The sequence below is a fragment of the Wenjunlia tyrosinilytica genome, assembly GCF_014646055.1.
Lineage (GTDB): Bacteria > Actinomycetota > Actinomycetes > Streptomycetales > Streptomycetaceae > Wenjunlia > Wenjunlia tyrosinilytica.
Map to the genome: position 1 here is coordinate 1 of NZ_BMMS01000030.1, position 23578 is coordinate 23578.

19 protein-coding genes and 1 pseudogene are annotated in these 23578 nt (G+C 69.2%); 8 read left to right on the forward strand and 12 right to left on the reverse strand.

The features are described 5' to 3' along the window. Positions 1-160 precede the first annotated feature (160 nt). The 4 genes from IEY86_RS27930 (at position 161) to IEY86_RS27945 (ending at position 4230) form a co-directional block, all read left to right on the forward strand. Entirely contained in the window at positions 161-643 is a 483-nt protein-coding gene (locus IEY86_RS27930; protein ID WP_189134658.1) for a poly-gamma-glutamate biosynthesis protein PgsC/CapC, read from the forward strand. Between the two features lie 52 nt (positions 644-695). Next, positions 696-1781 (forward strand): NlpC/P60 family protein, encoded by a 1086-nt coding sequence (locus IEY86_RS27935; RefSeq protein ID WP_189134659.1) that lies wholly within the window; start codon positions 696-698, stop codon positions 1779-1781. 290 nt (positions 1782-2071) lie between these two features. Continuing rightward, on the forward strand, positions 2072-2278 hold the full coding sequence (locus IEY86_RS27940; protein WP_189134660.1) for a hypothetical protein: 207 nt from the start codon (positions 2072-2074) through the stop codon (positions 2276-2278). A 389-nt stretch (positions 2279-2667) separates the two neighbouring features. Beyond that, a complete protein-coding gene (locus tag IEY86_RS27945; RefSeq protein ID WP_189134661.1) occupies positions 2668-4230 on the forward strand; it encodes an acyl-CoA synthetase in 1563 nt (520 codons plus the stop codon). Between the two features lie 128 nt (positions 4231-4358). Here the strand turns inward: IEY86_RS27945 and IEY86_RS27950 are convergent, their stop codons facing one another. The 8 genes from IEY86_RS27950 to IEY86_RS27985 form a co-directional block, all read right to left on the reverse strand. Further along, entirely contained in the window at positions 4359-5603 is a 1245-nt protein-coding gene (locus tag IEY86_RS27950) for a peptide synthetase (protein ID WP_189134662.1), read from the reverse strand. Positions 5604-5605: 2 nt separating this feature from the next. Then, a complete protein-coding gene (locus IEY86_RS27955) occupies positions 5606-5830 on the reverse strand; it encodes a hypothetical protein (protein WP_189134663.1) in 225 nt (74 codons plus the stop codon). Positions 5831-5919: 89 nt separating this feature from the next. Beyond that, the gene (locus IEY86_RS27960; RefSeq protein ID WP_189134664.1) at positions 5920-6369 is read right to left on the reverse strand and encodes an SRPBCC family protein; all 450 of its coding nucleotides are present in this window, start codon (positions 6367-6369) and stop codon (positions 5920-5922) included. Between the two features lie 127 nt (positions 6370-6496). Beyond that, complete coding sequence (locus tag IEY86_RS27965; RefSeq protein ID WP_189134665.1) at positions 6497-7483, reverse strand: TauD/TfdA family dioxygenase; 987 nt, start codon at positions 7481-7483, stop codon at positions 6497-6499. Positions 7484-7532: 49 nt separating this feature from the next. Beyond that, positions 7533-11897, reverse strand: coding sequence for a non-ribosomal peptide synthetase (locus tag IEY86_RS27970; RefSeq protein WP_189134666.1), 4365 nt, complete (start codon positions 11895-11897; stop codon positions 7533-7535). Between the two features lie 909 nt (positions 11898-12806). Further along, positions 12807-13355, reverse strand: a complete 549-nt coding sequence (locus IEY86_RS27975) for a DUF1062 domain-containing protein (protein ID WP_189134667.1) — start codon at positions 13353-13355, stop codon at positions 12807-12809. 369 nt (positions 13356-13724) lie between these two features. Next, positions 13725-13952: a hypothetical protein gene (locus tag IEY86_RS27980; RefSeq protein WP_189134668.1), complete on the reverse strand. Its 228-nt coding sequence runs from the start codon at positions 13950-13952 to the stop codon at positions 13725-13727. Positions 13953-13982: 30 nt separating this feature from the next. Then, complete coding sequence (locus tag IEY86_RS27985) at positions 13983-15005, reverse strand: trypsin-like serine peptidase (protein ID WP_189134669.1); 1023 nt, start codon at positions 15003-15005, stop codon at positions 13983-13985. Between the two features lie 655 nt (positions 15006-15660). On the opposite strand from IEY86_RS27985, the gene IEY86_RS27990 reads away from it, so the two are divergent. After that, positions 15661-15798: a hypothetical protein gene (locus tag IEY86_RS27990; RefSeq protein WP_189134725.1), complete on the forward strand. Its 138-nt coding sequence runs from the start codon at positions 15661-15663 to the stop codon at positions 15796-15798. Between the two features lie 155 nt (positions 15799-15953). On the opposite strand, the gene IEY86_RS27995 is transcribed toward IEY86_RS27990, so the two are convergent. From IEY86_RS27995 to IEY86_RS28010, 4 genes are all read right to left on the reverse strand, one after another. Continuing rightward, the gene (locus IEY86_RS27995; RefSeq protein ID WP_189134670.1) at positions 15954-16520 is read right to left on the reverse strand and encodes a DinB family protein; all 567 of its coding nucleotides are present in this window, start codon (positions 16518-16520) and stop codon (positions 15954-15956) included. A 297-nt stretch (positions 16521-16817) separates the two neighbouring features. After that, a complete protein-coding gene (locus tag IEY86_RS28000) occupies positions 16818-17243 on the reverse strand; it encodes a DUF1003 domain-containing protein (RefSeq protein ID WP_229698818.1) in 426 nt (141 codons plus the stop codon). Positions 17244-17616: 373 nt separating this feature from the next. Further along, a complete protein-coding gene (gene gap, locus IEY86_RS28005) occupies positions 17617-18645 on the reverse strand; it encodes a type I glyceraldehyde-3-phosphate dehydrogenase (RefSeq protein ID WP_189134672.1) in 1029 nt (342 codons plus the stop codon). A gap of 134 nt (positions 18646-18779) precedes the next feature. Next, entirely contained in the window at positions 18780-19472 is a 693-nt protein-coding gene (locus IEY86_RS28010; protein WP_189134673.1) for a response regulator, read from the reverse strand. Between the two features lie 217 nt (positions 19473-19689). On the opposite strand from IEY86_RS28010, the gene IEY86_RS28015 reads away from it, so the two are divergent. The 3 genes and pseudogenes from IEY86_RS28015 to IEY86_RS28025 form a co-directional block, all read left to right on the forward strand. Continuing rightward, positions 19690-19890 (forward strand): hypothetical protein, encoded by a 201-nt coding sequence (locus IEY86_RS28015; protein WP_189134674.1) that lies wholly within the window; start codon positions 19690-19692, stop codon positions 19888-19890. Between the two features lie 181 nt (positions 19891-20071). Further along, positions 20072-22759 carry a pyruvate, phosphate dikinase gene (ppdK, locus tag IEY86_RS28020; protein WP_189134675.1) on the forward strand — a complete coding sequence of 896 codons (2688 nt, stop codon included), beginning with the start codon at positions 20072-20074 and terminating at the stop codon, positions 22757-22759. A gap of 57 nt (positions 22760-22816) precedes the next feature. Continuing rightward, positions 22817-23407: pseudogene (locus IEY86_RS28025) on the forward strand (putative PEP-binding protein); the annotation flags it as partial. Positions 23408-23578 lie beyond the last annotated feature (171 nt).

The following is a 23578-nucleotide window of genomic DNA, read 5'->3' on the forward strand; positions in this document are numbered from 1 at the left end:
CGGACGCCTCCCTCGTGGCCGTCGGCAACATCCACGGCCAGGGCGAACTCCTACTCGAACACCTCGCCGAACTACCCCCCGACAACTCCGAGGAGCCCTCCGAGGAGGCAAGCCGGACCGCCCTGGCCGACGGCTCGTGGTCCGGCTCGGGAGGCGGTCTGTGATCCCCGCCGTCCTCACCCCCGAGATCGCCGCGATCGGTATCGCCCTCGGGCTGGTCCTGTCCCTCGTCTGCTACCTGACGACCAATCTCTCGCCGGGAGGGATGATCACCCCTGGGTGGCTCGCCCTCACCATGGCCGACGACATGGACCGAGCGGCGATCGTCCTCGCGGTGACCGTGCTGACCTACCTGGCCACGGCACTCATGAACAAGGTTGTGATCCTTTACGGCAAGCGGTTGTTCTGCGCCGTGGTGCTCACCGGTGTGGTGATCCAGGCCGGCGTCTACTTGATCCTCCAGCGCGAGTTCCCGCTGCTGTACGCGAACCAGACCCTCGGCTTCATCGTTCCGGGCCTGATCGCCTATCAGATGCAGCGCCAGCCCAAGGGCGCCACGCTGCTGTCCGTCACCACCGTCACCCTCATCAACTATGTCGTTCTGGCAGCGGGCCTGCTGCTCGGTGTCATGCCGACCGCCTGAAGACTTGTGGAGTTCTCTTATGGACCGGAGCCGACGCAGGACGATGCGCAGCGTGGTTCACGCTCTCGTGGTCATCGCCCTGGTGAGTACCAGCGGTGTTCTCACGCAGGAGATCCAGCGCAAGGAGGAGGACCAGCGGGCGCCGCTCCGTTCCGCCACCTGGCTGAGCGGGGCCCAGGAGAGGAGAGCCTCAGCAGGCCGTTACCGGTTCGAGCGGCTGACTGCCCCTGCCCGCACCATCGTGCGTGACAGCGACGGGTCCATCGTGGCCGCCTTCACCGATGGAGCGCGCACAGCGGTGCTGACGGGCCCCAGCCGGACGATCGCCGGGCAGTGCATCGCCCGTGCGCCGATCACCACCGACAGCTGGGTGCGGTTACTGCCCCGGACCTGGACCAGGCACTCCGAGAAGAGCCCGTGGTTCCAGGGGTGGTTCAGCAAGCACCTTGGCGACACCCGGGCGGATGTCATAGGAGCGGCGCTGGAGTACGCGAACAAGCCCTCGGCTCAGCAGCCCAGGGTGGCCTGGCCATGGCCGGGAGTCGACCGTCCGGGTGCGGGTGCCCTTTGCTTCAGCCCCGCATGGTCGGCGGTCGCGAAAATCCCCCGGCCGAGGCCACGGCATTCGGACTTCAACGACTTCCTCGGGGTGTCGTGGCGCTTTGCCGACGGGGTGGTGCGACAGTCGGCGTCCCCCGGGCCGCGCGCACTGGACTCGGCCGGACTGGTCCGGCTTGTGCTGGGGTACCGCAACAGGTACCCCCTGAACAGCACCGACCGCAGCAGCGGCGCGGCATTGCCCAGGACCGCTGACGCCATGGCCGCGAGAGGGCCCGGTGTGAGGATTCTGCCTCCGAAGCCCGCGCGGGACGCGGGTCCGGCTCGGCCCTCGGCCGGACAGGCCTTCATCGGCAAGATGCAACCCGGCGACCTCGCCTTCTTCAAGAGCGATCGCAAGAACGGCCGCCGCAGTGGCAGTGGTGTGGGCTGCGTCGCCATCTATCTCGGTCTCGACATCGAGGGCAACCCCCGCTTTCTGTCGAGCCGTGCCGAGACGGGCCCCTTCCTGGGAGGCCTCTCCCACGCTGAGGGCATCCGTTTCCGCGGTCGGCCGCTACGAGCCGTCGTTCGACTGTAGGCCCCGCCGGGCCCGTGACGCCCGGCGCCCGGCCCACCCGCAGGCCCCCGTCGTCGGGGACCGGGTCGGCTGATCATTTCAGGCGGCAGTCTGCGGTGGTCAGGGTCTTGCGATCGCCGGCGGCCTTGCCGCAGACGGGTGTGAACGAAGGGCTTGTACTGCGACTGTGCCCGGTGCTCCCACGGGTGCTCACTGAGCTCGCGCACCATGGAGATGGCGCAGGCGTAGGGATCCTCGCCGACTCCGCCCTCCAGTAACTTGGCCGGCAGTCGTCGTGGATAGTGCGCCTGGTGAACGAAGTCCACGATCGCCTTGACCTGCCGGTCCAGGGCGCCGGAATCGTCTGCTTCGGCCGCCTGCAGCACGACCACCGGCATCAGCGGCGGATTGTCGCCGAACCGGTTGATCAGCCGCTCCAACAGGTCGAAGACCGGGTCTGCCGCCTCGATCTCCGCCGTACCACGCCAGACCTCCGGTGCCATACGACCCCCCGATGACAAGAACTTGAGGAATATTCAATAACCGAGGCCCGAGGACAGGCGCAGCGGATTCGCGACATTGTCATGGAATCGAGCGGCGGCCCGGGCGGCCGTCAACCGGCATCAGGAGGCGGCCACCAGCGTTGCCCGAACTGCAATGACGGGCGTTGAGCGCAGTGCTCGACCCTGCTGTGCGAGAGGTGACCGCACAAGGGGGGACATCCGTATGCCTGCCGCCCAGGCAGGGGAGCGGGCCCACCTGACTGCTGGGACTGCCCGCGCTCTCCTTCGACCGCCCCGGCCACTACCGGGTCGGCCATGGTGGCCGTATGACGATGCTTCGGATCATCCTCCTGGCCCGGTGAATGATCTACTGATACGGACGGAGTCCGACGATTGGAGATGCCATGGGGAATCTGGGTTTCTGGACACTGGCACAGAACGAGCCCGACTGGGTTGCCCTGGTCGAGGCCGACGGCAAGGAGCACCGGGCGGGCGAACTGCGAGCCGCCGCCGATCGGCTGGTACACGGGTTACGCGCCCGAGGCCTGGTCCCAGGTGATGTGATAGCCACCGTGCTGCCGAACGGCCGCGCCTGGGTGGAGGTCTTCCTCGCCGTCAGCCAGGCCGGCTGGTATCTGACCCCGATCAATGCGCACCTCGCTGCGCCCGAGATCGCGCATATCGTGCGGGACTGCGAGGCCAGGGCGTTCGTGGTTCACGCACGCCACCGGGGGTCCGTCATGGGAGCCGCGGCTGACATTCCGGTGCCCGAGCAGATGCGGTTCGCCGTCGGCGGCGGCATACCCGGCTTCCGCCCCTACGCCGAACTGGGCGAGGGGCAGCCGGACTCGCAGCCGCGGGACCGCAGGTCCGGCACGACCATGCACTACACCTCGGGCACCACCGGACGGCCGAAGGGGGTGCGCCGCCAACTCCCCGCGTATGATCCGGACACCTACGGCGAGCTGCAGACGATGCTGCTCAACGGCCTGTTCGGCATCCCGCCGCGCGAGGGCAACGTGCACCTGGTCGCCGCACCGCTCAACCACACGGCGGTCGCCCAGTTCGGAGGCGCCGCGCTGCACAGCGGTCACACCCTGGTGCTCATGGACGCCTGGGATCCCGAGGAGGCGCTCGGCAAGATCGAGCGGTATCGATGCACGTACACCCATATGGTACCGACCATGTTCCGCCGACTGCTGGGACTGCCGGAGGATGTCAGGAAGGCCCATGACATCTCCTCGATGCGCTGGGCCATCCACGGTGCGGCGCCGTGTCCGACCGATGTCAAGCAGGCGATGCTCGACTGGTGGGGCCCTGTCGTCTACGAGTACTACGGGTCCACCGAGGGGGGCGGCGCCGTGGCCACACCCGAGGACTGGCTGGCCCGCCCGGGCACCGTCGGCAAACCGTGGCCGGTCACCGAGCTTCGCATCCTCGACGATGCGGGTGAACAGGTGCCCACCGGTGCCCCCGGCACGGTCTATATGCGGATGGCCACCGCTGACTTCGACTTCGAGTACAAGGACGACGCGGAGAAGACGCGGGCCGGTCGCCGGGACGGCTTCTTCACCGTGGGCGACATCGGTTACCTCGATGCCGACGGGTACCTGTACCTGTGCGACCGCAAGGCGGACGTGATCATCTCGGGTGGGGTGAACATCTACCCAGCCGAGATCGAAAGCGAGATCCTCCGCCACCCGGGGGTGAGCGACGTCGCGGTCTTCGGCGTCCCGGACGACGACTGGGGCGAGCAGATCAAAGCCGTGGTGGAGCCGGTGCCGGGCGCCGAGGCGGGCGAGGAGCTGGCTGAGGGGATTCTGGCCTCACTCGACGGGCGACTGGCCAAACTCAAGTGGCCCAAGGCCATCGACTTCATCGATGTGATTCCGCGTGATCCCTATGGCAAGCTGATCAAGCGTGAGCTCCGCGACCGGTACTGGGCGGGGCGGGATCGGGCCATCTAGGACGTCGGCGCCTGGTGCCGCTCCCCCTGCCCGGTTTCGGACGGGGGAGCGGCACCAGGCGCTGTTGAGTGCCTCGACCGCCCACTTCTGTGCGGAGTTTCAGTTCGGCGACGGCAAGGGCGAGACGGTCATCGGGTCCGGGTACGCCCACTGTGTGATGTCCTGGGGCCGGACCGGGGCGGGACGCGGCACAGCTCGTCGCTGATGCGGTTGAACAGCGCGTCGGCCCGCGCGCCCATCCCGGGCCCGTCCGGATACGACATGGTCAGCTCCGTGCGCCCTTGGGCCTGCACGGTGACGATCGAGGCGGGCGTGAGCGGTGCCCGCACGGCCAAGGAGTACACGGTGCTCGCCTTGAACCCCGCGGTGGACAAGCCGCAGAGATCGACCCGGCCGAGATTGGAGATGAGCGTCGAGCACACGTACCTGCGCCGTCTCGTGACGACCGCGTTCGCGGCTGCCAGAGCCGTGCCGAGGGCGCGCAACGGAAGGCGGGCGGCTGCCTGCTCCGTGCCGCGGCTGAGCTCCCGCCGTTCGTCCAGTGCCCTGCGCAGCCGCTTGTGGAAGTCTTCCGCCGCGTCGCAGGTCCGTCCATCGACGAACACGGGCAGGGTCAGGTTGGCGGTCGACGCCAGGCCCGCGTCGTGTCGGCGCAGGTCGACCGGCACCATGAACCGGACCTCCTCGGCGTCCTCAACGTTGGCGATCGCCGCGGCCACCCTGGCCACCAGGCCGGGGAAGTTGCCGTCGAGCGTGCGGCGCCTCCAGCGGAAGGAGGGGCGGGCCACCCGCTCGGCGGACACCCCGGCGCGGTCGAGCGGCGAGCGGAAGTTCAGGCCCAACCGCGGCCTCGCGCCCGTCGTGCCGAGTTCGGACAGCAGCGAGCGCTCGGTCGCCCCGGACCGCGCACCCACTGGCTCCTCGCCGCGCAGAGCACGGAAGACCTCGGCCATCCAGGTCAGCACGCCCCTGCCGTCCATGACGCCGTGGAACGCCCGGAAGACGACGGTGCAGGGCTCTCCCGCCAGTACCAGCACCTCGCAGGTGGGCCCGTTCACCGGATCGAGCGGGCTGCGGAGCGGTTCGGCGTTCTCGAAACGCGTGCGGTCGATCGCCGTACCGTCGACCACCCGCACCGCGGGTGCCTGGCCGCTGTCCACCCAGATCCGGCCCCTTCTCACCAGTCGCGCACCTGGACAGGCGGCTGATGCCACGGCCACGGCGCGGCTGAGCTCCGAGCGATCCATCCGGCCGTGCCCCTCGACGACGAGCTGGATGGCGAACGGCGGCGCCAGGCCCATTGCGCCGAGATAGAACCACTCGGTCGGTGAGATCGGCCGCTGGTAGGGGCCGCCGGTCTTGGAAGCGCCCATGGTCACCGCACCCTCCGGAGGTACTCGCCGACGCCGTGGATCTCGTCCGCCCACCGCTGCCACCGGCCAGGACCGGTGGCCCGGCCGACCGCATGCCGGGAGCCGAGGTCCCTCCGGGGGCTGGACGCCGAGATGATGACGTCGGGTTGATCCGCGCAGCATTGGGAGCGTCCCAGGCTGTCCTTTGCGGCGCGCAGGCCGATGGACTCGGATCGGGTATGGGGCATGGCTTCTCCTCATCGAACAAGGTGCATCGGCTCCGGGTTCGATGAACCAGCGGAGGTGATCGGTGGAGCACGCACGATGAGAAGTCCTGTTACCGAGCGGCCGCGTACTCCGACAGGCCCTTTATGCATTTCTCGACGAAGTTGCCGAGAAGTCGGCGGGCCAGCCGACCGGTCCAGGGCACCGTGGGAAGGAAGGAGCAGCGCCAACGGATGACCGTACCGTCGTCGGTCGCTTCCAGTTCGATCTCGCCCCGGTAATCGCGGACCGCGGGGAGCCCGGACAGCGTCCGGTAGCCGAGACGGCGGTCGGGCACGAGTTCTGCGATCTGCACCCTGCTGGCGACCTCGCCCGTCGGGAAATCACTGCGGAAGACACGAATGGCTCCCACGCCTTCCTTCTCCTCGTCACCCGGCCGCTCCAGTTCGAACGATCCGACAGGGGACCAGGTCGGCCAGCTCGCGCCGTCCCGCAGCAGTTCGTACACAGCGGCTGGCGCCGCGCTTGTCCGTGCCTCGTGGTAGATGAGTTGACGACCCATGACCAAGTCCTCCGGTGGGGGTAGCGAGCGCCGTTGATGCTTTTCGAAGGGCGGGCGACAGGAGGCGGGAAAAGCTGGTCCTGTCGATCCCAGGAATCCGCAGAGCCGAATGTGCGCTGTTCTTGGCTCAGCTCAGGACGCAGCCGTTGCCCGGCCGCGAAGGCCGGGACCTGCGATGGTCCCGGTGTGTGAAAGTGCGGTGCAGCCACCGGTCACGGCCGTCGTAGCGGGGTGTGAAGTGCGTCCGGCCGTGGATGGCGATTCGATTGTCCAGCACGGCGAGGTCGCCGGAGTGCAGCACGACGTTTCTCTTCACCTCGGAGAAAGCGTTCTTGAGGTGTTCAAGGGCCTGCCGGGCTTCGTCGTCACACGGTTGTGTCGTGTGGAAGTCCACACGCACGTCCGGATCTTCGATGTCTCCTTCGAGCACGCGGCACAAGGCGGCCTGACCGTTCCCACGGCCGAAAGAAGGCGGCGCCTTTGTGGTGAATCTTGATTCGAACAGCACTCGCTTGGCCGATTCGGGCAGCAGCGGGAGAGCGCGACGGATGGATGACACCACAGTGCCCGCGCTCCCCTCGTGATCACCGCGCAGGCAAAGCAGCGCAACGTAGTCGGGCCGGTGCGGGTGGAAGGCGTTCTCCGTGTGCATTTCCAGATTTCGCGAACCCATGTTGCTCTGTGCTCTCTCCCTGCCCCGGACCGGTACCACGTCCTGGACCAGGGCGCCCTGCTTCTCGCTGCGGAAGGCCAGCATCTCCCCCAATTGCAGGGAGACGAGCGCTGCCACGGAGGCCTCGGTCGTGGACGTCCGCTGGACGGACTCCGGCGCCGAGGGAGTCGGCGGCAGAGCGGACTCGTCCACCGGCAGGTTTCGAAGGACAAGCAACCCGTCCTGACCCGGATCGTGGCTGTAGGCCCGGATCAGTTCACGCAACCGAAGTGGCAGCCGGCCGGACAGGATCCGCGCCGCGTGCAGCCACTTGGAGTCGTCCACGAGCTGCGGCGCTGTATCAGCCAGCTCGATGGCGACAAGGCCGAGCTCCTCTCGCTCTTCGTCGGTGAGGGTCAGGTGGGACTCACGGGGAGTCTGGGCGACCACTGTGTCGATCATGGTGTTTCTTGATTCCTTCCGGTGAAGGATCTACCGCTTCAACGACTGTTCAGGCGCCGGGGGCAAGGAATCCGGAATCGGCGAAATACTGGAAGTAGCGTTCAAGCACGGAACCGTCCACCTTTGGACACTCGATGCCTGACCCGCCGAGCCCGCGAATGGTCGCGCTCCGGTCGAACCGGAAGTCCCCCATGAGCTCTCCTGCCGCCCCGTCGGCGATGAGCAGTGCGACGTGGTGCAGCGAGCTGTCCTCCGTTGCGGTCGCCACCGCGTGTGCCTGCTGTAGCCTTCTCGCCCACTCCCGCTGGGGCACGGCGTCGATCCGATGACCGAGCGATTTGAGGTGGTCCACTATGACGTCGACTCGTGTCGGCTCGGGGTTGGTGAGGTTGTAGGCGGCACCGTTCGGCTCCGCGCCGAGCCCGAGATGCACGACCGCCCTGGCGACGTAGTCGACGGGCACGAGATCGACGCTGGTCACCGAGCCGGGGCCGCCATCAGGAATCGGCATGGCACCGAGCTCGATGCCGGCCCTGACGTAGTGCCAGAACGCGTCATCCGCTCCGACCACTCCCGTGCCGGTGGCCCCGCTGATGCGGCCCGGACGGTAGACGGCTGTGGGAACTCCCCGCCGCCCGGCGGCCCGTACGAGTTCCTCGGCCGTCCACTTGCTGCGTACGTACCCGTTGGACGGCACCAGTTCCGGCGCGACTCTGCGATCCTCGAGCAGGAGCTCCGGGTTGTCGGCAGCGGACACCAGAACGCTGATGGTGGAGATGTGGTGCACGGGCTTCACCCGGTGTGTGGTGGCCAGCCTGAGGATCTCATGGGTTCCCCCCACATTGGCCGCCTTGACCCGGCTGTAGGGATCGGCCAGGTTCACCCGTGCCCCGTTGTGGTAGATGACGTCCACCTGCTTGGCCAGTGCGTCGAATCCGTCGGTACGCAGGCCGAGCAGAGGCTTCTCCAGATCCCCCGCGAGCACGGTGACGCGCGTGCCCACTGCCTGGTCCGAGAGCCGGTACTTCGCCAGGGTCCGACGAAGCCGCGACTGCGCCTCGTCCCCGTCCGCGGCCCGTACCAGGCACACCACCTCCGCCTGCGTCCGGCGCACGAGCTCATCGAGCAGGAACGCGCCCAGGAAGCCGGTCGCACCTGTGAGCAGGACGCACCCGGGTTCGCTGTTGCGCAGGGGTTCCGACGGCTTGGCGTTCGCGGCGGTGATCGATGGATCCAACACGGCCTCGGTGGCCAGGTCAGCCGCTTCGGCCGGGCCGTCGCCGTTCGCTTCCGCCGCCAGCGCGGCACGTACGACTCCCGAAACCGTGGGTGCCTCCAAGAACGCGTGGAGCGGCAGTTGAGCACCCAGAACCGGGCGGATCCGGTCCACCAGGCGCAGCGCCAGCAGCGAGTGCCCGCCCAGATCGAAGAAGCTGTCGTCAACGCCCACCCGGGGCACGCCGAGCACATCGGCGAAGATCGCGCAAAGGAGCTCTTCGCGTGGCGTCCGCGGGTCTCGGCCGGTTGCCGCCGCCCGGAAGTCGGGCGACGGCAACCCCTTGCGGTTCAGTTTGCCGTTGCCGGTCAGCGGCAGGGCGTCCATCATCACGAAGGCGCTCGGCACCATGTAGTCGGGCAGGCTGTCGGCGGCATGCTGTCGCAGGGCGGCCGCGGGTACACCGCGGCCGTCGGGGACCGCATACGCCACAAGGCGCCTGTCCCCGGGATGGTCCTCCCGCAGGATCACCGCCACTTGGCCGACGCCCGGGTGGGTTTGCAGCACTGCCTCGATCTCACCGAGTTCGACGCGGAACCCACGGAGCTTGACCTGGTCGTCGACGCGGCCGATGATCATCAAGGTGCCATCGCTGTTCCACTTGGCCAGGTCCCCGCTGCGGTACATCCGAGAGCCGGACGGGCCGAACGGGTCGTCAAGGAACCGTTCCGCGGTCAGTCCCGGCTGGTTCACGTAGCCGTCAGCGAGGCCGGCACCGCAGATGTAGAGCTCGCCCACCCTGCCGGGGGGCAGCAGACGCCGGTCGGAGTCGAGGACGTAGAACCGGGTGTTCCATGACGCGCGTCCGATCGTCACGGGCCCGGCTGGGACGCGGTCGCCGGGCGCGATCCGGAACTCGGCGCATCCGACCGTGGTTTCCGTGGGGCCGTATTCGTTGACGACCGTGGTAGCGGGATGGGCCCTGCGCCACTGGTCCAGCACATCACCCACCAGCATCTCGCCCCCCAGCACCAGCTCCCCGGTGGGCGAGAAGTGGTCGGGCAGGGCGCTGAGCACCGGCAGATGGCTGGGCGTTGCCTTGACGAACGTGGGCGGGTGGCGGCGTACCGCGGCAGCTGCGCGAGAACCGTCGTCGCTGAGGCCCGCCAGCACGACCTTGCCGCCGCAGATGAGCGGCACAAAGAGCCCGGTCGCCGTCAGGTCGAACGACAGCGGCGAATGCAGCAACGCGGTGCCGGCGGCACTGGGGTAGGCGTGCTGGGCCCATGACAGATAGTTCGTCAGCGCCCGATGCCCGATCACCACACCCTTGGGCCGGCCTGTCGAGCCGGAGGTGTAGATCACAAGAGCCGGGCTGTCCATGGTGAGCGGCCGGATCCGCTCGGCATCGCGCGGGTCGGCCGCGGAAGAGCCGGTCACCTCTTCCACCGTCCTGGCGTCATCGACGATCAGCACGGCTGCGGATGCGGGGAGCCTGTCGACCAGCGCCGACGTGGTGAGCACACACGCCGCGTCGGCCTGCTCCACCATATGGGCGATCCGTCGTGCGGGGTGTTCCACGTCGATCGGCAGATATGCCGCCCCGGCCTTGAGTACGGCGAGCACCGCCACGACCATGTCCACCGAACGCGGCAGCGCGACCACCACCACCTGTCCGGAACCGATGGACCGCGAGATCAGCAGACGCGCCAGCCGGTTCGCCCGGGCGTTCAGCTCCGCATAGCTGATCTCGGAGTCCTCGTGTACGAGCGCCGTGTCCTGGGGCGTCTGCCCGGCCTGCATCTCGAACAGCGCGGGCACAGGCTTGTCCGGCACCTCGTGGGCGGTGTCGTTCCACTCGATCAGCAGTCGGTCCCGCTCCTGCGGTTCCAGAATGTCGAACTCGCCGATGCGGTGATACGGATCCGCGGTGGTGATCTTCTCCAGCAGTCCGGTGAGTCGTCGATGGTGCATAGCGACATCGCCGCTGGTGTAGAGCTCCGAATTCGCGTTGAAGTCGATGCGGATGCCACCGGACGCAGAATCCTCGTAGACGGCGACGGACAGGTCGTTGACCGGGCCCGTCGTCAGTGGTCGAAGCTCGGACCGGAGTCCGGCGAAAGCCGGTGGCTGAAAGAAGGATATGTAGTTGACCGATACACCGAAAGGACTCTCTTCGGCGTGCAGTTCGAGGTCGAGCCGCATGTCCTCATACCGGTACCGCTGATGCCGCAGGGCCTGCCTGACCTCCTCCGAGGTCTGATTCAGCAGTTCGGAGAGCGTCATGTCCCGATTTACCGTCAAACGTAACGGCAGGAGGTTCACCATCATGCCGGGGGTGATACTCGCCGCGGGGCTCTTGCGGTTCGCGGCGGGGAACTCCAGGACGATATCCGTCGCCCCTGTCATTCGATGCAGGTAGGCCGCGGTCGCGGCGAGGAAGATGTTCGACAGCCGGGCTCCTGTGCGTTGCGCCATGTCGCGCAGGTTGTCCACGGTTGAGGGCGGAAGGTACCGCGTCCGGCGCACGAACGTCCTGGACGTCGCAGCCGCCCGACCTGCCAGACTGGTGGGCTCGGGTCGGTCGGCCAGGCGCTCCGTCCAGTATCGGCGGTCCTGGAGGAACTGCTCCGACGCACGGTAGCCCTCTTCTTCGTCGAGCAGCCGGCGAAGTGGGCCGAAGGGATTCGCGGTGCAGGGCCGGCCCTCGACCAGGGAGCCGTAGACATCCGTCATCCGCCAGGTGATGAGGGCGCTGGCGAAGGCGTCCAACAGGATGTGATGGATCCGGACGTACCAGTAGAACCGCTCGGGTCCCACCTTGAAAACGGCCGTGGTGAACAGCTCATCACTGTGCAGATCGGCCGGTGTGGCCAGATCGTTCTTCATCCATCGCTCGGCCGCCTCATGCGGGACGGTCGTCTCACTCACGTCGATGACGGGCAAGAGGACATCGGCGCGGGGTCGTACGATCTGCTTCGGTCCCGGCCCGTCCATGACGAAGCGGAGCCGAAGCGCATCGACCTCCGCAACCACTTTCCGCAGCGCCGCCTGGAACAGATCCAGGTCCAGTGAGCCGTTTATCTCGACGTAGTGGCTGACGTTGAATACTGGATTATCGGGGTCGAACTGCTGCGCCAACCAGATTCCGAGCTGGCCGGGCAATAAAGGTAAGCGGGTATCCTGGCGCTCAGACACGTGAATTTTGCTCCCAATCGCGGATTCGCCAAGGTTCATAAACATGCTCAGAAGTCGGCATGTCTCTCGTGAAGGCATCCCCATAAGATCAGAGCCGCGTGCGAGCATGCAACTTTATGCAGCCCATGTGGTCCAGACCACATCACCGGACCTCAAGATCGCGCCAGCTTTCGCCCATGTCAGAGGTGGGCGGGCCGGGCCGAGAGTCGTCCCGTGGGAGGCCGTGTCCAGAGTGTGACGCGGATAGATATGGCATAAGCCATATACTTCTTCGCCGGGTTTTGGCCGGCCACCGTTCGCGTGCCGGGCCCGGCGCGCGCTTTTGGTGGTTGTGCCACCCTTTCGGCGAAGTGCGAGGACGTCCTCGTCCGTCGGCGCGATATCGAAGTCGCCGAGAACGCATCCCCGCGCCGCTCGGGCGCGGCGCCTGCGGGGCTCTGCCTGCGGATGGTTCGCCTGCCGAGTCAATGCCGCCGACCGCGAAGCGCGCCCGCCCTCCGGTGCGGGCGCCTGCCCCCAAACGCGTCTCCCACCTCCAGCGCTGAATCCGCGCGGCAGCCGTCGGGGAAGACTGCGACAGCGGTGGGACCGTCTCCCACCGCGCAGCCGCCCGTCGACGACGCCATCCTGATCGGCATCGAGCGCAACGGAGGGACCGGCACCGGCGCGGGCCTGCGGATGCGTGCCGACGCCGTGGACCTCACTGCCTGTGCGACCCGGGCCGGGCGCCTCCTGGACCTCGACAACCCGGCAGCTGCCGATCAACCACGCCCAGGACGAAGAGGAAGACCTCCCCCGGACCGACCGGCTTCGCCTGCACCCCGCTCGACAAGACCGACCTCGCCGCCGAGAGCAGCAAGGGCCTGTCCGGCGGATCCTGCCGGACAGGCCCCTGCTCCCGGGGAGGGCTCAGCGCTTGAGCGTGAAGGTGAAGTCGCCTGAGAGCTTGCCGCTCAGCCGGACTGCCGAAACGAGCTTCCCCTCCGTGACCAGTCTGTCGACCTCGGCCCGCGAAAGACCGCAACCTTCAGCGATCAGTCGCACCGGCCGGACAGGGATCCGCGCCGCGAAGCGGACCGAGACGTCGATCACCTCACGGTCCAGGTGATCCGATCCGCCGGTGTCGAGGCGCCAGGCGTCGTCCCAGTCGAGGGCGATGCGATTACGGCGCTGCACGACCGGATCCTGGAGCAACTCACCTGTCAGGCCAGGGTCGTTGTCATGCAGCCGGTCCAGCAGCTCAGGTCGTACGGAGCGCACGTTCATCCGCTCCAGGACCGTGAGCTTTGCGGTCTCCCCGCAAGCGGTACAGAGCGCGAGGAGCCAGGCGTCGATGAGCTTGTGGTTGGCGTTGACGCGAAATCTGCCGCTCGCCCGGAAGCGCTCGGACGCGCACGCGTGGCAACGGCGGAGAACCAGCGGCAGGCAGGTGGGCACGACCACCCAGTTTTTGAGCACAGAAGTACACCGGTTTCAGTGAGAAGTCCGCAGCAAGAAGCAGCGCGGCGCGCATGCGCGCCGCGCGACGAATCAGCGCTCGGGAGGTCTCACAGGGTGTACAACGGCACGTCCTTGACTGGAGGACTTGGTTCGGCAGCACGGTAATGGCGCACAGCGGCGCTGTTCCACTGGTTTTCGAGCACCTCGACCGCCGGGTTCCATCCGGCGCGGTTCCGGGTGGAGGCCGAGGCCGGTTCTCCGGCGGTTGCGGCGCGTCGGCCTGACGGGGCTTCGGGGTCGGTGCACGGCACCCGGGAGCGCGGGGGAGAGGGTGGCCTCGTCTGCCGGCGCCTCGGGGTGCCGTGCTTGCGGTGGACTCGCCCGCTTTCAGTCGCGCTTCGGCATGGGGGCGTTTCCGGCTTCCTTCATGCGCTCGGGCGTCCAATAGTCCAGGACCTTGTCCGGGTCCTGCCGTACATCGTTCATCGTGGTCCCCGAGTCCGGCTGCGGCTCGGGTTCCGGGTCGGTGGCCGCGGTACGCCGGGCGGCCATCGCCGCCACAGCGGAGACGAGGGCGGCGGCCGCTGCCCAGCGGGTCGGACTACTGCGACGCATGAGCTGTCTCCTTCTCCGGTGTCCGGTCTGTCAGGTGACGCCGCCCTGGGCGTCGTACATCGCTTTGACCGCGTCATCGAAGTAGGCGGCCTCGTTCCAGCCGCCCGAGGTGACGGTGCTCATCACTCCGTTGACGGATCCGAGACCGTTGGAGTCGTTGAAAGTACGCAGCCACGGCCCACCGCTGGAGCCGCCGCCGAAGTTGCACTGAAGCTCGAGGCCGCCGTCACTGGCTGCCCGTGTCGTACCGATGCACGCCCACTGGATCTCCCCGCCGCCGAAGTTCCCGGGGTAGGCCAGGATGGTGATGGGCTGCGTGCGCGAGAAGTTCCAGCTCATCCCGTGACCGCCCGTGACATTGACGAGCTTGTTCCCGTTGAGCGGCCAGGTGGTCACCATGGCCACGTCCCGCCTGAGGTCGCTGCTGTTGATCCAGGCGTTGAACGTGCGCAGCTGCTTGGCGGCGAAGGTGCCGAATGGACGGGCCCCGGAACGGTAACGCGGCACATAGACCCAGTTTGTCATCCACGTGCCGCCTCTGCCGCCGTGTACGCAGTGCCCGGCCGTGACCACCATCTGCTTTGAGTCACTGTTGAGAGCACTCGCCGAACAGGTGTAGGTGCCGCCGTTGCTGGGGTTGGTGAAGAACACCTTGCCCACCGCGGCGGATTCATTGATGAGCGGCGCCACGGTGTGGGAGCGGGCGGGGGCGGCCGGGATCATTCCCGGCTTCCCGGTGGGTCCGGCCTTCTTGGCGGCGTTCGGCCGCGACGGGGCGGCCAGGTTGTCGAGCGGGACGGCCTTCGCCATCCGCTCCGGCGTCCAGTAGCGCGCCAGCGCGGCGGCGTCCTGCGCGGAGTCGACCGGTGCCCCGCTCGACAGCCGCGCGGTGTGAACGCTGGTCGCGCCGTTCCCGGCGGTGGTGAGAGCACCGGTGATGGGGCCGGTTTTGGTTTCGGCCGGGGCGGGCGCCGCCTCGGCCGTTCCCGCGCCGATCAGTGCCAGTACGGTGGCCGCGGCCAGCGGGAGTATCGCGTATCTGAGACTGCGCACGAACTTCTCCTTCGATTGCTCTTGGAGTGCATATTTCTGATGGCATGGCCGATCAGTGTGCGGAGCACAGCGAACCTAGGCGTGGCGGGAACGTGCGAAACAGCATCAGATCAGCCGCTCTGTTTTTCGCTTTGGGGAGCCCTTCTTTTCGGCCGGTCCGGATTACCGCTTGTTTTCACGGGTCGCTGTGTCATGGGCACGGTCGTGGCGTCAGTCGCGTCTTCTCTCGGATGAGCGGGCAGGCGGAGGGCCCCGAGGCGCACCCCGGGCCCCGGCCGATACCGGTGAACGACACTGCCGACGCACGTCGGGCTGCCGTGAACCGGCCGGACAAAGGGGTGCACCAGGACAGCTACGGCGGGCTTTTTGGCGCGTACATGTCCTTGGTGAAGGGATCGGGAGGGCCGGGGGTACAGGCTTGTGCGCGGCCGCAGGACGGGGAACCAGCCGGGAGGAGGGAGCGGCGTGCGGCCTGCCCCTCCTGGCGCTTCAGCATCGTCTTGCTATTTCTGCTGGTCAGGGACCTGTTTCTGAATGTCGATGAGCTGCCGTCCCGTCAGATACGCGCCTCCGGACTTGTGGTGGGTGCGGGTTCGGCGCAGGTATTCGCGGTGACTGGCGACGGCTTGGTGCCGACGTTGCCGACGGGAGTTGTGTGGCAGTCGTGGCGGCCCGGGACGCGAACCACCATGCCGGGCCGGCCTGCGAGGGGCGGGCGGCCAAGCTGCTCGCCCACGTGGTGCGCGGCACCCGGGTGCGCGGCGAGGCGGCGCAGGCGTCGGAGTTTGCCTGACATCGGCAGACGCGGTTCCAGCCGGGCCCATTCCTCATGCGTCGGATCGCCCCGGCCCACGCCCGAGTCAACGATGCGAGCAGGGGCCCGTCGCTTCTGAGGGTGTCACTTGGCGGTGCCGGGCTGGTGGGGGCGCGTGTGGAGTCCGGCCCTCGTCACTGGCCCACCCTCCCGTCGATGCACTCGCGCAGCAGGTCGGCGTGCCCGCAGTGACGGGCATACTCCTCGATCCTGTGCACCATCAGCTCCCGGATTGCGATCTCGTCCTTGCCCACACGCTCGCCCAGATCCGGGTGCTCGGCCAGCGCGGCGTCGGTCGCCGCCTGCTCACGCTCCAGATCGGCGTACGCGGCGTCGACCATGGCCTGCTCGGCGGCAGCTCCCTCGAAGTCCGCGTCACGCCGGCCGTACAGCTTCGGCAGGGGGTCACCGCCGCTGATCCAGTTGCGCCAGTCCCGTTCCACCTCGGCGAGGTGCCGGACCAGGCCGAGCAGCGACATCGTCGACGGCGGAACCGACCGACGGGCCAGCTGCTCCGCATCCAGGCCCTCGCACTTCATCCGCAGGGTCAGGCGGTAGCCCGTCAGGAAGTCCTGCAGCGTCGCAAGCTCACCGTCCGGACTGACACCCTTGTCGCGGGGGTCGTCGTCCGGGTCGGCCCACATGTCGGGATAGACGGTTGCCTGGGTCCATCGTGCGGGCTGATCACTCATACATTGCATCTTGATCCGCGACGGCCCAAGTCCGCCACTGAATTCCTCATCGCGAGGTGACGCCGTGGTGGCATCAGGAAGGCGCCGCTCTCGGCGACTCGGCTCTCCAAAGGAGACAGGCCGCATGGGCAGGTCCGGCGGCCTGCTCGACCGCCGCAGCGGTGGGCTGCTGGGGAAGAGCGTGACGATCATGGCGCTCAGCGGTGTCCGGTCGGCACGTCGGTGCCCGCGCAGCCTGTCAGGCTCGTGGTGGCCCAGCAGGCCGGGAAGGGAAGAGCCGTCCGCCGTGTCGTGGGCGACGAGGGATCAGAGGTCTTTGGGGTCGACCGGGATCCCTCGCGTTGTGCCGTCGATGCCCGCTCTGCTCTGCGCGATGATCTCCTGGACGTGCTGCTCGATCCGCTGCGGGTCCAGGCCCAGTGCCTTGCCAATGTGGACCGACCACACCTCGGAGCGCAGGTTGGTCTCGAAGTCCAGATCCGCCCGGACGTTCTCCCGCGCCGCCTGCCGGTTCTGACTGACCATGACGAATGTGGACAGGAAGATCGCCTCCAGGCTGACGATCATGGTGAGCAGCCCGAACGGGTACGGATCGAAGACGCCCGCCTTCCCCAGCAGGCCCTCGTTCAGCACGATCCACGCGGTGAACCAGACGGCGTGGATGCAGACGAACCCCATCGTCCCCGCGAACGCGGTGATCGCGTCGGCGACCCGGTCCTGCGAACCGCGCATCCGGGCGAACTGGACCCGCTCGTGGCGAAGGCGGACGACGGGCTGCCCATCGGTGCTCCCGCCCGCACACGCAGTGCGGTCGCGACCGGCAGGGTCCCCTCGTCCGCGTGGTCGGACAGATCCGCGAAGCGGGGACCGGCTGCCCGCCGGGCTCTGGGCGTCAGACATTCACGACTCCATGTTCGAGACCGCCCGGACTGTGGCGGTGGGACCGGGAACGGGACGAGCAGGCAAGCTCCATGGGCGGCGGTACGCGCCGACGCGGCGCGGGAGTTGAGTCGGCCGGGAGCCTGCATACGGTGCGGCAGCGTGGCCGCCGACCCGGCCGAACTCTGCGACGGCGGCCACGCTGCGGCGCTTGAGTCCTCGCCGGTCAGCTCTGCGGGAGCCGGGTGGCGACGTGGTCGGTGAGGTCGAGGAGCCGGTTGGTGTAGCCCCACTCGTTGTCGTACCAGCCGAACACCTTGACCAGGTCGCCGTGCGCCTGGGTCAGCGGGGCATCGAACACGCAGGAGGCCGGGTCGCCCACGATGTCTCGGGAGACGATCGGGGCTTCGGACACCCGCAGCACGCCCTTGAGCGGCCCGTCCGCCGCCTCCCGGAAGGCGGCGTTGACCTCGTCGACGCTCACCGGACGGTCCAGGACCACGGTCAGGTCGGTCAGCGACCCGTCCTCCACCGGGACCCGTACGGCGCTGCCGTCCAGGGTGCCGGCCAGTCCGGGCAGGACGAGGCCGACAGCGCGGGCGGCGCCGGTGGACGTGGGGATGATGTTGACGGCGGCGCTGCGGCCGCGGCGCAGGTCCTTGTGCGGGCCGTCGAGGACGACCTGGTCGTTGGTGTAGCCGTGGATGGTGGTCATCAGGCCCTTGACCAGGCCGAAGTGCTCGTCGAGGACCTTGACCATGGGCGCCACGCAGTTGGTGGTGCAGGAGGCGTTGGAGATGACATGGTCGTTCTCGGGGTCGTAAGTGTCCTCGTTGACGCCCATCACGATCGTGGCGTCGACGCCCTTGCCCGGCACGGACAGCAGCACCTTGCGCGCCCCGCCCTTCAGGTGCGCTCCGGCCGTCTCGCGGGTCCGGAAGCGGCCGGTGGACTCGACGACGATGTCCACACCGAGATCCGCCCAGGCCAGCGCGGCCGGGTCGCGTTCGGCGGTCACGGCGATGCGCTGCCCGGCCACGGTGATGGAGGTGTCGTCGTGCTCGACGCTGCGGCCGAGGCGGCCGAACGTGGAGTCGTACTCCAGCAGGTGGGCCAGCGCCTCCGGTGAGGTGATGTCGTTGATGGCGACGACCTCGACCGGCGTGCCGTGCCCGGTCTCCGCGCGCTTCAGCACCAGGCGCAGGTAGTTGCGTCCGATGCGGCCGAATCCGTTGATGCCCACGCGCACGCTCATGTCCCTCGTCCTCCCGATCGCCTCACGTCTGGTGTGCGCTGCCAGCCTGCGGGCCGGGGAGGGGATCGGGCTTGGGCCGTACGGGGGCGAGCCGGGGGACGTTCGGTCCCGCGCGGCCCGTCCCTGTCCCGGGTTCAGTGACCGTCGTGCTTGAGCCGGTCCTGGGCCTGGGTGGCGATGACCGCGGCCTGGATGCGCCGCTCCACGCCCAGCTTGGCCAGCAGCCGGGAGATGTGGTTTTTCACCGTCTTCTCGGCGAGGTAGAGCCGCTGGCCGATCTGGCGGTTGGTCAGGCCGTCGCCGATCAGGGCGAGGATCTCGCGTTCCCGGTCGGTCAGGCCGGGCAGCGCGTCCGGTTCTTCTTCCTTCTGCTGGTCGTGGCGCAGGCGGGCCATCAGCCGGGTGGTGGCGCTCGGGTCGAGCAGGGACTGGCCCGCGGCGACCGTGCGGACGGCGGAGACCAGATCGGAGCCCTGGATCTGCTTCAGTACGTAGCCGGCCGCGCCGGCCATGATCGAGTCGAGCAGGGCCTCCTCGTCGTCGAAGGAGGTCAGCATCAGGCAGGCCAGCTCCGGTAGGCGGGAGCGCAGTTCCCGGCACACGGTGATGCCGTCGCCGTCGGGCAGGCGGACGTCGAGCACCGCGACCTGGGGGCGCAGCGCGGGTACGCGCGCCAGGGCCTGTTCGACGGTGGCGGCCTCGCCGACCACGGTAATGTCCGGTTCGTCGTTGAGGAGGTCGTGCACCCCGCGTCGTACCACCTCGTGGTCGTCCAGCAGGAAGACCCGGATCGGGTTGTCGGGTCCGGGCCGTGTGCCGTCCGCCATGAGAAGCTCCTTCGTCCGCGCCGTGTGACTCCGCACCGGGATGCGCACCCTGGGCGCACCGGTTCCTGCCTACCGGAGATCTTGCGCGATCCCGGTTCGTACGGCCAGGGCCTTCGTCAGCTTGCTTGCGGAGGTCCCGCCCTCCCGGCCGGGCCATGTGCTGCGGAGGAGGACCATCGGACCCTGGAGCCGCAGCCCCTGCGCCGTATGTCCCGGGATGCAGGCCGCCGCACAGGCCGGGCTTGTGGTGGTCGGCCCGCGGGTCCACCGGCCGACGCTCGGCATGCGGATCGGGCCGGTCACCCACGCCGTGCCGCACCACGCGGCCGCCCCGTCGCGGTCGTCCCGCACGACCGAGGGCCGCATTCCGCACGTACCGGGGGCCGAGCCGCGCAGGCCGTTGGTGGCGGCCACGTAGAGGCCGCGTTCCGCACGTACCGAGGGCCGACCGGCCCCCACATCGGGACGTCCGGTCGGGGGTCGCGCGCCGGGGCCCGTTCGACACTGGAGTGCCGGGTGGCGTCGCCGAGCGCAGTCGCCACCCGGCGCACGGCCGAACCTTTTCGAACTTCCCCCGACGTCGGAAGAAGAGCACCGTCATGGACCGCTTTGTGTACGCGTTCACCGAGGGCGGCCGCGACATGGCCGCCCTGCTCGGCGGCAAGGGCGCCAACCTGGCCGAGATGACCCTGCTGGGCCTGCCGGTGCCGCCCGGGTTCACCGTCACCACCGAAGCCTGCCGCGTCTTCCTCGACACCGGCGCCGAGCCGGACGGCCTGGCCCGCGAGATCTCCGATCACCTCACCGCCCTGGAGCAGACCGCCGGGCGGCGGCTGGGGCAGCCGGACGACCCGCTGCTGCTGTCCGTCCGCTCAGGGGCCCGTTTCTCCATGCCGGGCATGATGGAGACGATCCTCGACATCGGCCTCAACGACGCATCGGTCCTCGGCCTGGCGAAGTCCTCCGGGAACGAACGCTTCGCCTGGGACTCGTACCGCCGCCTTGTGCAGATGTTCGGCTCCACCGTCATGGGCGTGGACACCGCGCGCTTCGAGCACGTCATGGGCGACATCAAGCGGGCCCGTGGCGCAGCGAGCGACCTGGACCTGGACGCGGCGGACCTGGCCGGGCTCGTCGAGGCGTACAAGGAGCTGATCCGCCAGGAGACCGGCGACGACTTCCCGCAGTCCCCGGCCGAGCAGCTGCGCCGGGCGGTGCTGGCCGTGTTCGAGTCCTGGAACGGCGAGCGCGCCCGCCTCTACCGCCGCCGCGAACACATCCCCGAGGACCTGGGCACCGCCGTCAACGTGCAGACCATGGTCTTCGGCAACCTCGGCCCCGACTCCGGCAGCGGTGTCGCCTTCACCCGCGACCCGGCCACCGGACAACCCGGCCTGTACGGCGATTACCTGCCCAACGCGCAGGGCGAGGATGTCGTCGCGGGTATCCGCAACACCGTCCCGATCCGCGAGCTGGAGGAGCGGTACCCGACGTCGTACGCCCAACTGCGTGATCACATGCGGACGTTGGAGACCCACTACCGGGACCTGTGCGACATCGAGTTCACCGTCGAGCACGGCCGGCTGTGGATGCTGCAGACCCGGGTCGGCAAGCGCGCCGCCGAGGCCGCGTTCGCCATCGCCGCCGAGCTCGTCGACGAGGGCCTCATCAGCCCCGACGAGGGCCTGGCCCGCGTCAGCGGCGACGGCCTGGCCCGGCTGATGTTCCCCCGCTTCGACACCTCTGCTGTCGGCGACGCCCTGGCGCACGGCCTTCCGGCCTCACCGGGTGCGGCCGTGGGCGCCGCGGTGTTCGACTCCGCCGAGGCCGTCCGCCGAGCCGCCGCAGGCGAGAAGGTCGTCCTCGTGCGCCAGGAGACCACCCCCGACGACCTGCCCGGCATGATCGCCGCCCAGGCGGTGCTGACCAGCCGCGGCGGCAAGACCAGCCACGCGGCCGTGGTCGCCCGTGGCATGGGCAAGGTGTGCGTGTGCGGTGCCGAGGAGCTCCTGGTGGACACCGAGGCCCGGCGCTTCACGACCCGTGACGGCACGGTCGTCGAGGAGGGCACCGTCGTCTCCGCCGACGGATTCGACGGCAGCGTGTACCTGGGCGCGGCACCGCTGGTCGACTCCACGGTGATGCGCTACTTCGAGACGGGCGAGCGATCGGCCGGCCTGGTCGAGTCCGTGGCCCGCGCCATGGAGCGGGCCGACGGCGTACGACGGCTGGAGGTACGGGCGAACGCCGACACCCCCGAGGACGCCGCCCTGGCCCGCCGGTTCGGCGCGCAGGGCGTCGGACTGTGCCGCACCGAGCACATGTTCCTCGGCGAGCGCCGCAAGCTGGTCGAGGCCATGATCCTGGCCCGGAACGACACCGAGCGCGAGGAGGCGCTGAACGCCCTGCTGCCGCTGCAGCGGCAGGACTTCGTCGGCATCCTGGAGGCGATGGACGGCCTGCCGGTCACCGTCCGGCTCATCGACCCGCCGCTGCACGAGTTCCTGCCGGACCGCACCGACCTCGCCGTGCGCATCGCCACCGCCGAAGCGCGGGGCGACGTGCCGGACCCGCACGACACCGAGCTGCTCGAGGCCGTGAACCGCATGCACGAGGAGAACCCGATGCTGGGCCTGCGCGGCGTGCGCCTGGGCCTGGTGGTCCCGGGACTGGTCGCCATGCAGGTGCGGGCCATCGCCGAGGCGGTCGTGGAGCGCACGAGGGCCGGGGGCTTCCCCGAGGCGGAGATCATGGTGCCGCTGGTCGGCGCCGTCGAGGAGCTGCGGATCGAGCGGGAAGAGGTGGAACGGGTCCTGGCCGAGGTCTCCGCGGAGTCCGGCATCCCCGTCCACTGCCCGGTCGGCACGATGATCGAGCTGCCCCGGGCCGCCCTGACCGCGGGCCGGATCGCCGAGGAGGCGGAGTTCTTCTCCTTCGGCACCAACGACCTCACCCAGACCACCTGGGGCTTCTCCCGTGACGACGTGGAGGCGGCGTTCTTCTCCGCCTACCTCGACAAGGGCATCTTCGCCACCTCGCCGTTCGAGGCGATCGACCGGGCGGGCGTGGGCCGGCTGGTCCAGATCGCCGTTGCCGAAGGCCGCGCGGCACGGCCCGAGCTGAAGATCGGCGTCTGTGGCGAGCACGGCGGGGATCCGGACTCGGTGCACTTCTTCCACGCCGCGGGGCTCGACTACGTCTCCTGCTCACCCTTCCGCGTCCCGGTCGCACGCCTGGAGGCCGGACGGGCCGCCCTGGAGGGGACGGAGGACAGCGACAGCCGGTGACACCCCCCGGAGAGGCCTGGAGGGGAAAACCCCGTCCACCGCCCGCAGGGCGCGGCCGTCGTCGCGGTGGACGGCACCACCGGCGAGGTGTTCCGTCAGCCGGACGCCCGCACGCGGGCGGAGCAGGAGGCGTCAGATGGCCGCCCACGCGGCGGCCCTGGCCTCCGCCTCCGGCCCCGGAGCCACCGCGGACGGACACCGGGCCCCGCTGCCGTCGAACGTCGGCGTTGCCCGGCGGACGTGCCCGCCGCCGTCGTGGCGGGAGCCGAGGGCGTCGGCCTGTTCCGCACCGTGTTCCTCTCTCCTCGACGACGGCGGGCAGGCGCCGTCCGAGGAGCGCCAAGTGGCGGCGTACCGGAAGGTGTCCGAGACGTTTCCGGAAGTCCGCGTGGTGGTGCGGGCGCTGGAGGCGGGCGCGGACAAGCCGCTGGACTTCCTCACCCCGGCCGACGAGCCGAACCCGGCGCTGGGCGTGCGCGGGTTGCGCACGCTGGTGACCACCCCGGCGTGCTCCACTCGCGGCTGCGGGCTCCGGCCACGGCGGCCTCGGGCCGGCCGGTACGGCTCGAGGCGATGGCACCGATGGTCGCGGACCCTGCGGACCCTGCGGACGCCAAGGCGTTCGCCGACGCCCGCCGCCAGGCGGGTCCGCCGTCCGTACTGTGCTGCGCCCGGCCACGGCGAACGCGCCGGGGCACCCGGACCCGGTGCCGGGCCCGCCCCTGACGGGGGCCGTGATCACGAAAGGCCCTCATGGCCCTGTCGCCGGGCCCGATCGGCCCTGGGGGCTCGGTCGTTCTCGGCGAAAGGCTGGAGCCG

What these genes read in the sequence shown, in the direction of transcription:
- IEY86_RS28015 (WP_189134674.1), top strand. Translation starts at nt 19,690, where the DNA reads ATGCAGGCCGCCGCACAGGCCGGGCTTGTGGTGGTCGGCCCGCGGGTC.
- IEY86_RS27950 (WP_189134662.1), bottom strand. Translation starts at nt 5,603, where the DNA reads ATGGGCGCTTCCAAGACCGGCGGCCCCTACCAGCGGCCGATCTCACCG.
- gap (WP_189134672.1), bottom strand. Translation starts at nt 18,645, where the DNA reads ATGAGCGTGCGCGTGGGCATCAACGGATTCGGCCGCATCGGACGCAAC.
- IEY86_RS27960 (WP_189134664.1), bottom strand. Translation starts at nt 6,369, where the DNA reads ATGGGTCGTCAACTCATCTACCACGAGGCACGGACAAGCGCGGCGCCA.
- IEY86_RS27965 (WP_189134665.1), bottom strand. Translation starts at nt 7,483, where the DNA reads ATGATCGACACAGTGGTCGCCCAGACTCCCCGTGAGTCCCACCTGACC.
- IEY86_RS27980 (WP_189134668.1), bottom strand. Translation starts at nt 13,952, where the DNA reads ATGCGTCGCAGTAGTCCGACCCGCTGGGCAGCGGCCGCCGCCCTCGTC.
- IEY86_RS28000 (WP_229698818.1), bottom strand. Translation starts at nt 17,243, where the DNA reads ATGCGCGGTTCGCAGGACCGGGTCGCCGACGCGATCACCGCGTTCGCG.
- IEY86_RS27945 (WP_189134661.1), top strand. Translation starts at nt 2,668, where the DNA reads ATGGGGAATCTGGGTTTCTGGACACTGGCACAGAACGAGCCCGACTGG.
- IEY86_RS27955 (WP_189134663.1), bottom strand. Translation starts at nt 5,830, where the DNA reads ATGCCCCATACCCGATCCGAGTCCATCGGCCTGCGCGCCGCAAAGGAC.
- IEY86_RS28010 (WP_189134673.1), bottom strand. Translation starts at nt 19,472, where the DNA reads ATGGCGGACGGCACACGGCCCGGACCCGACAACCCGATCCGGGTCTTC.
- ppdK (WP_189134675.1), top strand. Translation starts at nt 20,072, where the DNA reads ATGGACCGCTTTGTGTACGCGTTCACCGAGGGCGGCCGCGACATGGCC.
- IEY86_RS27995 (WP_189134670.1), bottom strand. Translation starts at nt 16,520, where the DNA reads ATGCAATGTATGAGTGATCAGCCCGCACGATGGACCCAGGCAACCGTC.